Here is an 11,421-nt window from a genome sequence, read left to right on the forward strand (position 1 = left end):
TCAGGGCGCGCGCAACTGCTCGCGCAGCTTGGCGCCGATCTCGGGCCGCTCGAGGAAGGGATCCGCGGGGTTGGTGATCGAGACGATGTTCTCCATGCGGCTGCGCACGTTGCCCAGCGCCTTCGGATGGCTGAAGACGTAGAACTGGTTGTCGCTGATCGCCTCGAAGACCTTGGCCGCGACCTCGGCCGCCGTGATCTTGCCGCTGCTCACCGCCTTGTTGCTCATGGCCTGGCCGATCAGCTGGCTTTTGGTGAGCTCGCTCTGCTTGGGCGCATCGGGCCGGTTGCGTTCGCTGCTGGTGATGCCGGTGGGCACGAAGTACGGGCACAGCAGGCTGGCGCCGATCTGGTCGGTGACCAGGTTCAGGTCCTGGTACATGGTTTCGGTGAGGCTCACGACCGCGGCCTTGGCGGCGTTGTAGATGCCCATGTTCGGCGGCGTCAGCAGGCCGGCCATGCTCGCGGTGTTGGTCACGTGGCCGCGGTACGAGGGGTCCTTCGCGGCGGCCTCGAGCATCATCGGCACGAACAGGCGCACGCCGTGGATCACGCCCCAGAGGTCGACGCCGAGCACCCAGTCCCAGTCGGCCACCGTGTTCTCCCACACCAGGCCGCCCGCGCCCACGCCGGCGTTGTTGAAGACGAAGTGCGGCGCGCCGAAGCGCTCCTTCACGGCGGCGGCCAACGCTTCCATCTGCGCCGCGTCCGACACGTCGACCTTGCGCGCCAGCACCTGCGCGCCGGCCGCTTCCATCTCGGCCTTGGCCTTGTCGAGTGCGTCCTGCTGCACGTCGACCAGCACGAGATTCATGCCGCGCGCCGCGCCGATGCGCGCGCATTCGAGTCCGAAGCCCGAGCCCGCGCCGGTGAGCACGGCGGTCTTGCCCTTGAAGTCCTGAATCATTGGATACGTTCCTTTGGAATGGCTCTGCGCCGAGCATTAGAGCGCGTCGGCGCGCACGCGGCTGTCGTTCGTGCGACGCAGCGCGAAGCCTTTGGTTTACGCATGGGCCGACAGGGCCGAAGGATGTCTCCGAAGCTACATACAAGCTGCCTATAACCCGCCGCAGCCCGCTCGCCGGACCTTCATCCATCCAGGAAATTTCCCATGATCCATGCAGCGCCGAGGCCGACCTGGCAACTCAGAACTTTGGTACTCGCGGCGGTCGTCGCATTGAGCGCGTGCGGCGGCGGTGGCGGCGGAGGCGTCTTCCCCTTCGTTCCTCCGCCGCCCACCGACACCGCGCCACCGCCCGTGCAACCGCCGCCGCCGGCACCGACCTGCGCCGCCGCGATTCCGGCCGATGCGCCGCTCGCGGCCATTCCCGCCGTGCAGGGCACGGGCCACCTGAGCCCGATGGCCGAGCAGGCCGTGACCGTGCGCGGCGTGGTGGTCGGCGACTTCCAGGCCACCGGCACCGGCGATCCCCGGCTCAACGGCTTCTTCGTGCAGTCGCTGGTGCCCGATGCCGATCCGCTGACCTCCGAGGGCCTCTTCGTCTACGCACCGGCCAACGCCACGCGCGTGGCGGTCGGCGACTACGTGCAGGTCTCGGGCACGGTCACCGAGTTCGGCCAGACCGCGGGCGCCGGTGCCAAGCCCGACAGCATCACGCAGATCGCGGGCAGCAGCGACAAGCCCGTGGCCGTCTCCATCTGCGGCTCGGGCCTCGCGATCGCGCCGACGCCGATCACGCTGCCCGTGGCCGACGAGTCCACGCTCGAGCGCTACGAAGACATGCTGGTCGAGATCGCGCAGCCGCTGGCCGTGTCGGAGCTGTTCGAGCTGGGCCGCTACGGCCAGCTGGTGCTGGCGCTCAACGGGCGCCAGTTCAACTCCACCAACGGCAACGCGACGGCCACGCACGAGCAGAACCTGCTCGCGCGCATCGTGCTCGACGACGGCGGCTCGCGCCAGAACCCGAACCCCATCCCCTATCTCAGCGCCGCGGGCACCGACGGCACGCGCCGCATGGGCGACACGACGCAGAAGGTCACGGGCATCCTGAGCCACAACTTCGCGGCCTACCGGATCCAGCCGACCGAGGCGACCAGCTTCGCGCAGGCCAATCCGCGCCCGGCCACCGCGCCCGCGGTCGGCGGTGCGCTGAAGGTCGCGAGCCTCAACGTGCTGAACTACTTCACCACCTTCCAGAATGGCGAGAACGCCGCGGGCCAGACCGGCCAGGGCTGCACGCTCGGCAGCGAGGCCGTGAGCGCGGGCAACTGCCGCGGCGCCAACAACCGCACCGAGTTCGACCGCCAGCAGGCCAAGATCGTGGCCGCCATCGCGGGCCTCGATGCCGACGTGATCGGCCTGATGGAGATCCAGAACACCGACGTGGCGACCGACAACCTCGTGGCCGCGCTCAACGCCAGACTGGGCGCGGGCACCTACGCCTCGGTGCGCAGCGGCAGCTTCGGCACCGACGCGATCAAGGTCGACATCCTCTACAAGCCCGCGAAGGTGCAGCGCGTCGGCGGCCTGGTGTTCCCCACCGGCACCGACCTCACGGACTACGTCGCGCCCAGCGGCCGGCCGCCGCTGGCGCAGCGCTTCAGCGCGGTGGGCAACCACGGCGGCTTCTGGTTCGTGGTCAACCACCTGAAGAGCAAGGGCAGTTGCCCGGGCACGGGCGACATCGACCTGGGCCAGGGCTGCTTCAACCTCGCGCGCACCCAGCAGGCGACGGCGCTCAACAGCTTCGTCGCCAAGCTCAAGGCGCAGGGCGAAGCCGACGTGCTGATGATGGGCGACTTCAACAGCTACCTGCTCGAGGACCCGACGAAAGTGCTCGAGTCGGCCGGCAACGAGAGCCTGCTCAAGCGCATGCCCGCCAACGACCGCTACACCTACGTGTTCGGCGGCGAGACCGGCGCGCTCGACCATGCCTATGCCTCGGGCTCGCTGGCCACGCAGGTCGCGGGTGTCGGCGTGTGGCACATCAATGCCGACGAGCCGACCGCGCTCGACTACAACACCGACTTCACGACCGACGACCGCTACGCGCCCACGCCGTTCCGCGCCTCGGACCACGACCCGGTGCTGGTGGGGCTGAACCTCGCGGCCGATGCGGCCGTGACGCTGCCGACGCTCAACGGCTCGATCCCCGAGGCCGTGGAGGCCGGGGACCCTTATGCCGTGACCATCGCCGAAGCCCAGCCCGGCGCCGGCGCCACGCTGAGTTCGCTCACGGTCGACTGGGGCGACGGCAGCGCCGCGACGACCGCGCCGGGCACCGGCACGTTCACGCACACCTATGCGGCAGCGGGCAGCTTCCCCGTCGTGATCACCCTGACCGACTCTTCTGGCCGGGTCGCCACGCGATCCAGCACCGTGACGGTCAGCAAGATCGAGTTCGTCCCGCCCGGTCCGCCCGACCTGTTCTTCAGCGAGTACATCGAAGGCAGCTCGAACAACAAGGCCATCGAGCTCTACAACCCGACCGACTCGACACTGGACCTGAGCCTGTACACGATCAGGCTCTATGCCAATGGCACGAGAACGCCGACCAGCACGCAGGTCCTGAGCGGCACGCTGGCAAAAAACAAGACGCTGGTGCTCGCGAACAGCAGTGCCGACCCGGAGTTCAAGCCCGCGGGAACGATCATCAGCAGCGTGGTCAACTACAACGGCGACGATGCGCTGACACTGGAAAAGTCGGGCACGGTCATCGACCGTTTCGGCCAGGTCGGCGTGGACCCTGGAACCGCCTGGACCCACGAAAAAATCAGCACGGTGAATCAGACGCTGCGCCGCAAGCCCGAGGTGAAGGCCGGCGACCGCAACCCGAGGCTGCCCTTCAATCCCTCGGAGCAATGGGGGCCTGATCTCCCCCTTGCCATCGACACCGCGGACGGCCTGGGCTCGCACACGGTGGACTGACCGGGACCGTCGGGCCGGCGATCAGCCGGCCCGGTGAGTTCAGCTCTCCGCCTTCTTCAGCACATAGCCGATGCGCGGAAAGTGCACATGCACCCGTCCCGTGCGCTCGCCGTTGCGCTCCAGCGTGTAGTGGGTGCGCGTGGCCGCCACCAGGGTGCCCGGCGTTTCCTCGAGCCCGAAGCTCTCGGCGCGCAGGGTGACGGCGCTGCCCAGCGGAATGCCGTGGTCGTCCTGGAAGGTGCTGTCGGTCAGCAGCGAATGCGGCGTTGCGGCCTTGGCCACGGCGATGGCTTCGTCGGCACCGAACTTGTCGGGCGTGCCATGGCCGATGGCCGCCATGCGGTTCATCCAGTCGACCACCGCGGGCGTGAGGTCGAGAATGCCCTTCACCGCCTCGATGCGGCGCGTGTACCACAGCGGGTGGTAGGCCGCGAAGTCGGCGATGCTGGGCACCTCGCCGAGCAGGAAGGGCTTGTCGTCGAGCATGTCGGACAGCCGGCGCAGATAGGACTTGTAGGCGCTGGTGGCATCGCCCGGGCGCAGCCGCGTCATGTTGCCGGCGCTCATCTTCGCGCGGTCCTCGCCGAAGGCCTTGGCGGCCTCGGGCGGCGCCTTGGCGAACACCTCGGCCGCGCCCTTGGGCTGCAGGTTCCAGGCCATCGCGGCCCAGAACAGGGTGGTGTCGGCCCACTGCGCGAGGATGCGCGACATGCCCTTCTCGGGCTCGGGGTACAGCGTGGGCGCGGGCTGCAGGTGCTCGAGCACGTCGGCGATCAGCGCGCTGTCGCAGTAGATGTCGGCGCCGATCTGCAGGAACGGCGTCTTGCGGTAGCCGCCCGTGAGCACCTCCACGTCGGGCTTGGGCATGATCGGCGGGATGAAGACCGACTTCCACGGCAGTTGCTTGGCGCCGAGGATCAGGCGCACCTTCTCCGAGAAGGGCGAGGTCGCGTAGTGGTGCAGGATCAGATCGGCCATCGTGGTTTTTCCTTGTGAGAGGGAGACAGTGTTCTTCTAGACCGGCTGCGCGCGCCGCACGATCGCATCGAAATCGGTGCCCGCGCCCAGCGTGCCGAAGGCATGGCCCCAGTCGCCGCCGAGGCGCGAGGCGCAGAACGCGCCCACCACGGCCGGCGGCGCGGTCTGCGCGAGCAGCGAAGCCTGCACGGCCAGCGCCACGTCCTGTGCCAGACGACGCGCCTCGACCTCGGAGGCCATCGCCTCGATGCGCGCGGGCAGCGCGTCGGCCAGGCGGTCGAGCGCCGCATGCTGGCCGCGCGCGGGCGCCAGTTCGTGCGCCAGCGCCGCCACCGCGTCGCCCTTGCGCAGGCCGCGCAGCAGGTCGAGCGCCATGATGTTGCCCGCGCCCTCCCAGATCGAGTTGAGCGGCATCTCGCGGTAGACGCGCGCCATCACGCCCTCGCCGCCCTCCTCCACGTAGCCGTTGCCGCCCAGGCATTCCATCGCCTCCTGGCCCAGCAGGCTGCCGCGCTTGCAGATCCAGAACTTGGCGACCGGCGTCAAGAGCCGCGCCATCAGCCGCTCGTGCTCGTCGGCGGGCCGGTCGAAGGCGCGCGCGAGGCGGATCGCGAGCGCGGTGGCGGCCTCGCTCTCGAGCGCCATGTCGGCCAGCACGTTCTGCATCAGCGGCTGCGCGATCAGCGGCTTGCCGAAGGCGCTGCGCTGCGCCGTGTGATTGAGTGCGAGCGCGAGGGCCTGGCGCATCAGCCCGCTGGTGCCGAGCGCGCAGTCCAGCCGCGTCATCGTGCCCATCTCGAGGATCTGCGGAATGCCGCGCCCCTCCTCGCCCACCAGCCAGGCGCTGGCGCCGTGGAACTCGACCTCGGAACTGGCATTGGCCTTGTTGCCGAGCTTGTCCTTCAGGCGCTGGATGCGGATCGCGTTGCGCGAGCCGTCGGGCAGCACGCGCGGCAGGAAGAAGCAGCTGAGCCCGGCCGGCGCCTGCGCCAGCACCAGGAAGGCATCGCACATCGGCGCCGAGAAGAACCACTTGTGGCCCGTGATCTCGTAGCGCTCGCCCCAGCCGTCGCTGTCCGCGCGCACCGCCTTCGTGGTGTTGGCCCGCACGTCGGAGCCGCCCTGCTTCTCGGTCATGCCCATGCCCATGGTCACGCCGGCCTTGTCGGCCACCGGCTTGAGCGCGGGGTCGTACACGAGGCTGCCGAGCTTCGCGCCCCAGTCGGCATGCACGGCCGCGTTGTCGCGCAGCGCGGGCGTGGCCGCGTAGGTCATCGAGATCGGGCACAGCATCGAGGGCTCGAGCTCGGTGAAGAGCATGAAGCCCGCGGCGCGCAGCACATGGGGCGATGCGGCCGCGCCGGGTTCGGCGCGCCAGGGCGTGCCGTGCAGGCCCGCGCCCACCGCCGCGGTCATCAGCAGGTGGTAGCTCGGATGGAACTCGACCTCGTCGATGCGCCGCCCGAAGCGGTCGTGCGTGTGCAGCTCGGGCGTGTGCACGTTGGCCAGCCGCGCATGCGTCTGCATGTCGGCCGAACCCAGCGTTTCGCCCAGTTGCCGCAGCGACTCCGTCGGCAGTTGCGGCGCATTGAAATTCAACGCATCGCGCAGGGGCCGGTTGGTGTCGAAGAGGTTGTAGCCGGCCAGTGGCGCCGGCTGGTTGAATACCTCGTGGGTCGCGTCCATGGCCGGCTCCTTCGCGTTCTCTTCTCTCAGATCAGCTTGACCAGCTGCTTGCCGAAGTTGCGGCCCTTGAGCAGGCCCAGGAAGGCCTCGGGCGCGGCCTCGATGCCCTGCGCGATCGACTCGCGCGGCTTGAGCTTGCCGCTGCCCACCAGCGCGCCGAGCTCGGCCAGCGCCTCGGGCCACACCTCCATGTGCTCGCTGACGATGAAGCCCTCGACCTTGAGCCGGTTGATCAGGATCAGCGCGGGGTTCGCGAGCGGCAGCGGCTGGCCGTCGTAGCCCGCGATCATGCCGCACAGCGCCACGCGCGCGAAGGCGTTGGTGCGCAGCAGCACGGCGTCGAAGATGTAGCCGCCGACGTTCTCGAAGTAGCCGTCGATGCCGTTCGGGCAGGCTTCCTTGAGTGCCGCGCTCATGGTCTTGACGTCGGGATGCTGGCGGTAGTCGATGCAGGCGTCGAAGCCCAGTTCGTCGGTCACGTACTTGCACTTGTCGGGCCCGCCCGCGATGCCCACCACGCGGCAGCCGCGCGCCTTGGCCAGCGCACCGAAGGCGCTGCCCACGGCACCGCTGGCGGCCGTGATCACCACGGTCTCGCCGGCCTTGGGCGCGATGATCTTGACCAGCCCGTACCAGGCGGTCACGCCCGGCATGCCGACCGCGCCCAGGTAGTGCGACAGCGGCACGTGGGTGGTGTCCACCTTCTTGAGCGCGCCGGGCTGCGAGGCATCGACCACGCTGTATTCCTGCCAACCACCGAAGCCCACCACCTTGTCGCCCACGGCGTACTTCGGATGCTTGCTCTCGACCACCTCGCCCACGGTGCCGCCCTGCATCACCTGGCCCAGCGGCTGCGGCTGGGCATAGCTCTTGGCGTCGTTCATGCGCCCGCGCATGTAGGGGTCGAGGCTCATGAAGTGGTGGCGCACCAGCACCTGTTTGTCCTGGAGCGCCGGGGTTTGCGCGGTCACGAGCCTGAAGTTGCTCGCGACGGCTTCGCCCTCGGGGCGGTTGTCGAGGATCTGCTGCTTGTTGGTCGGCATGGTCGTGTCTCCTGGAAACTGGATGGCGGCGCGCGAGGCGCCTTCGGACTGCGGCGGCGGAACGCTGTCCGCCGCCCTCGTGGTGTTCGCCGTCAGTCGGTCGACGGCGGGCGCATCGCGTTGGCGCTCGCCGGGCCGGTCGGCAGCCGGCGCTTCACGTACTTGAAGGTGCCGGTGGCATGGGCGCACACGCGCTCCTGCTCGTCGTAGATCTTGGCCTCGGTGAAGGCCAGCGTGGCGGTGCGGTGGATCAGCGTGCCGCGTGCGTGCAGCGGGCCGACCGAGGGCTGCATGAAGCTGGTCTTCATCTCGATCGTGACCACGCCGGTCTCGGGCGTCACGCTGCGCGCGGCCGCGGCCATGGTGATGTCGAGCAGCGTCATGCAGGCGCCGCCGTGCGTCACGTCGAAGGTGTTGAGGTGCTCGGGCTTGGCCGTGTAGCGGATCTCGGATTCGCCGTTCTCGAACTTCACGAGCTCGAAGCCCAGGTGGCGCGCGAACGGGATCTGGCTCGTGTACGAGCGGATGTTGATGTCGTCGGAGTCTTGGGTCATTGCTTCAGAACGTGTTCAGGCCGCGCCCAGCACCACGCTCACGCCGCCGTCGACGGCCAGCCACTGGCCGGTGATGTGCTTGCCGGCATCGCTCGCGTACAGCAGCGTCAGGCCCTTGAGGTCTTCGTCGTCGCCCAGACGGCCCAGCGGCGCCTGCGCGGCCATCTTCTCCTCGCCCAGCGACTTGATCAGGCCGGCCGCCATCTTGGTCATGAAGAAGCCCGGGCAGATCGCGTTGACGGTGATGTTGTACTTGCCCCATTCGGCCGCCAGCGTGCGCGTGAAGCCGATCACCGCGGTCTTGGAGGTGTTGTAGGCCAGGGTCTGCATCTCGGGTGGGTTGCCGTTGAGGCCCGCGATCGAGGCGATGTTGATGATGCGGCCGCTCTTCTTCGGGATCATGTACTGGTTGGCCACGTGCTGCGACAGGATGAAATAGCCGCGCACGTTGAGGTTCATCACCTTGTCCCAGGCCTCGACCGGGTGGCTCTCGGCCGGCGAACCCCAGCTCGCGCCGGCGTTGTTCACGAGGATGTCGATCGCGCCCAGGCGCTGCAGGGTCTCCTCGGCCAGGCGGCGGGTGTCCTCTTCCTTCGCGCAGTCGGCGGCGATCCAGCGCGCGTCGATGCCGGCGGCCTGCAGCTCGGCCGCGGCCTGCTCGAGGTCGTCGGCCTTGCGCGAGCTCAGCATGATCTTCGCGCCGGCCTCGCCGAGCGCATGGGCCATCTGCAGGCCCAGGCCGCGCGAGCCGCCGGTGATGAGCGCGGTCTTGCCGCGGAGGTCGAACAGTTGCTGGGTGGTGCGGGCGGTCATGGGAATGTCTCCGGGTGTCGGTGGTGTTCGGGGGTTAGAGCTCGTAATCCATGCACTGGCGGGCTTCGCGCACGGCGCCGATGAAGGGCTTGAGCGCGACGTGCTGCGGATGCTCGGCATAGGCCGCGAGCGCGGCGGCGTCGGTGAATTCCGAGTTGAGGATCAGGTCGTAGGTGGCTTCCAGGCCCGGCTGGGCCAGCGCGACCTCGAAGCGCACGGTGCCCGGCGACAGCGTCGCGCAAGCCTCGAGCAGCGCCTTGGCCTTGGCGAGGTTGGCGGCCTTGTCGGCGCCCTCGGCGTGCGCCTTGAACTTCCACATCACGATGTGCCTGAGCATGGCCTCGGTCCTTACTTGTCGTTCATGCGCGAGCGCACGTAGATCAGCACGAAGCCCACGGCGGTCGCGATGCCGCCGGGCACGGCCATGGCCCAGCCGGTGGCCGGCTCGGTGCGGCCGGTGGCGATGCCGAGGATGACGAGGAACAGGCCGCCGTAGATCAGGATCCAGATCCACTTCTCGAGCGTGGCATGCGGTTTCGGTGGCTTGGCGGGAGTGGGAGGGGTCATGGCAATGGCGGGCATCAGAATGCCTCTTCGGGCAAGGCGGTACAGGTCGGATCGCGGCTCTCGACCACGTTGAGCCAGGCGCCGTTCTTGGGCAGCTCGTAGTGGAAGAAATAGCGCGCGGCCGCCATCTTGCCAGCAGTCGCGGGCGCGGCCTGCGCCGGGTCGAGTTCGAGCGCGCGCTGCGCCACATCGAGCCACAGCCAGGCCAGCACCGTGTGGCCGAAGGCCTGCATGTACGGCACCGCGTTCACCAGCGCCTCGGCCGGGTCGCCGGTGGACCAGGCGGCCTCGGTGGCGCTGCCCACGCGCTGCAGCGCCTCGCCCAGCGCCTTGGCATGGGCGGCCAGCGCGGGCGCCTTGGCGGCGCGGCCGATGGTCTCGGTGATGCGGCCCGCCAGCAGCTGCAGGCCGCGGCCCTTCTCCATCAGCACCTTGCGGCCCAGCAGGTCGGCCGCCTGGATGCCGTGCGTGCCCTCGTGGATCATGTTGAGGCGGTTGTCGCGCCAGTACTGCTCGACCGGGAAGTCGCGCGTGTAGCCATAGCCGCCATGGACCTGGATCGCGAGCGAGTTGGCCTCGAGGCACCATTCGCTGGGCCAGCTCTTGGCGATCGGGGTCAGCACTTCGAGCAGCAGCCGCGCCTCGTTGGCCGCCTGCTCGTCGCCGGTCTTCTGCTCGTCGACCAGCCGCGCGCAGTAGAGCTCGAGCGCCAGCGCGCCCTCGCAATAGGCCTTCTGCGCCAGCAGCATGCGGCGCACGTCGGCGTGCTCGATGATGCGCACCTGCGGGCCGGCCGAGTCCTTGACCACCTTGGCCTCGCCGCCCTCGGGCTTCTTCACGAGGCGGCCCTGCGGCCGGCTCTTCGCGTAGTCGAGCGAGGCGTAATAGCCGGCCATGCCGAGCATGGTGGCGGCGGTGCCGACACCGATGCGCGCCTCGTTCATCATGTGGAACATGCAGTGCAGGCCCTTGCCGGGCGCGCCGACCAGGTAGCCCACCGCGCCGGCCTTGCCGCCGACCGGGTACTTGCCCTCGCCGAAGTTCAGCAGCGTGTTGGTGGTGCCGCGCCAGCCCAGCTTGTGGTTGAGGCCCGCGAGCGCCACGTCGTTGCGCTCGCCCGTGAGTTCGCCCTGCGTGTTCACCATGCGCTTGGGCACGATGAACAGCGAGATGCCGCGCGTGCCCGGCACCAGCTTGCCGTTCTCGTCGGGAATCTTGGCGAGCACGATGTGCACGATGTTCTCGGTCAGTTCGTGGTCGCCCGAGGAGATCCACATCTTGTTGCCCGTGAGCCGGTAGCGCGGGCCCAGCGGATCGTCCTGGAAGCCGTCGCCGTCGGGCACGGCGCGCGTGGCCACGTCGCTCAGCGAGGAGCCGGCCTGCGGCTCCGACAGGCACATGGTGCCGGCCCAGCGGCCGGAGAACTCGTTCTTGGCGAACACCTCCTTCTGCATCTCGGTGCCATGCACCATCAGCAGGTTGGCGTTGCCGCTGGTCAGCATGTTCGAGCCGATGCTCACCGAGGCCATCGCGAAGAAGCTGTTGGCCGCGGCCTGCACCGTGTAGGGCAGCTGCATGCCGCCGATGTCGTAGTCCTGCGCCGCGCTCATCATTCCCGATTCGACGAAGGCCTTGTGCGCGTCGTGCGTGGCCTGCGGCAGGATCACCTTCTCGCCGTCGAAGTGCGGCTCCTGCGTGTCGACGGTGCGGTTGAACGGCGCGTACTTCTCGCGCGCGATGCGCTCGCAGGTGTCGAGCACCGCGTCGAAGGTCTCGCGCGAGTGGTCGGCGAAGCGTTCGCGCGAGGCCAGCGTTTCGGCATGCAGCCAGTCGTAGAGCAGGAAATCGAGGGTGGGACGCAGGCTCATGGTGTGTTCCAGGAAAGCGGGATC

10 protein-coding genes are annotated in these 11,421 nt (G+C 69.0%); 1 reads left to right on the forward strand and 9 read right to left on the reverse strand.

From position 1 onward, the window contains the following. Complete coding sequence (locus R0232_RS18610) at positions 1 to 906, reverse strand: SDR family oxidoreductase (protein WP_093342066.1); 906 nt, start codon at positions 904 to 906, stop codon at positions 1 to 3. Positions 907 to 1,257: 351 nt separating this feature from the next. On the opposite strand from R0232_RS18610, the gene R0232_RS18615 reads away from it, so the two are divergent. Then, on the forward strand, positions 1,258 to 3,888 hold the full coding sequence (locus R0232_RS18615; RefSeq protein ID WP_431509027.1) for an ExeM/NucH family extracellular endonuclease: 2,631 nt from the start codon (positions 1,258 to 1,260) through the stop codon (positions 3,886 to 3,888). 39 nt (positions 3,889 to 3,927) lie between these two features. Here the strand turns inward: R0232_RS18615 and R0232_RS18620 are convergent, their stop codons facing one another. The 8 genes from R0232_RS18620 to R0232_RS18655 form a co-directional block, all read right to left on the reverse strand. Next, the gene (locus tag R0232_RS18620) at positions 3,928 to 4,866 is read right to left on the reverse strand and encodes a glutathione S-transferase family protein (RefSeq protein ID WP_431509028.1); all 939 of its coding nucleotides are present in this window, start codon (positions 4,864 to 4,866) and stop codon (positions 3,928 to 3,930) included. 36 nt (positions 4,867 to 4,902) lie between these two features. Further along, the gene (locus R0232_RS18625) at positions 4,903 to 6,552 is read right to left on the reverse strand and encodes an isovaleryl-CoA dehydrogenase (RefSeq protein ID WP_431509029.1); all 1,650 of its coding nucleotides are present in this window, start codon (positions 6,550 to 6,552) and stop codon (positions 4,903 to 4,905) included. A gap of 26 nt (positions 6,553 to 6,578) precedes the next feature. Beyond that, entirely contained in the window at positions 6,579 to 7,595 is a 1,017-nt protein-coding gene (locus tag R0232_RS18630; protein WP_431509030.1) for an NADP-dependent oxidoreductase, read from the reverse strand. 92 nt (positions 7,596 to 7,687) lie between these two features. Next, positions 7,688 to 8,149: a PaaI family thioesterase gene (locus tag R0232_RS18635; RefSeq protein WP_093342075.1), complete on the reverse strand. Its 462-nt coding sequence runs from the start codon at positions 8,147 to 8,149 to the stop codon at positions 7,688 to 7,690. Positions 8,150 to 8,164: 15 nt separating this feature from the next. Continuing rightward, complete coding sequence (locus R0232_RS18640) at positions 8,165 to 8,962, reverse strand: SDR family oxidoreductase (protein ID WP_093342076.1); 798 nt, start codon at positions 8,960 to 8,962, stop codon at positions 8,165 to 8,167. A 34-nt stretch (positions 8,963 to 8,996) separates the two neighbouring features. After that, positions 8,997 to 9,299, reverse strand: coding sequence for a Dabb family protein (locus R0232_RS18645; protein WP_093342078.1), 303 nt, complete (start codon positions 9,297 to 9,299; stop codon positions 8,997 to 8,999). 11 nt (positions 9,300 to 9,310) lie between these two features. Next, complete coding sequence (locus R0232_RS18650) at positions 9,311 to 9,529, reverse strand: hypothetical protein (protein WP_296782740.1); 219 nt, start codon at positions 9,527 to 9,529, stop codon at positions 9,311 to 9,313. 14 nt (positions 9,530 to 9,543) lie between these two features. Continuing rightward, positions 9,544 to 11,397 (reverse strand): acyl-CoA dehydrogenase, encoded by a 1,854-nt coding sequence (locus R0232_RS18655; protein WP_431509031.1) that lies wholly within the window; start codon positions 11,395 to 11,397, stop codon positions 9,544 to 9,546. Positions 11,398 to 11,421: the final 24 nt, after the last annotated feature.

Source organism: Variovorax sp. DAIF25, from assembly GCF_050711835.1.
Taxonomy (GTDB): domain Bacteria; phylum Pseudomonadota; class Gammaproteobacteria; order Burkholderiales; family Burkholderiaceae_C; genus Variovorax.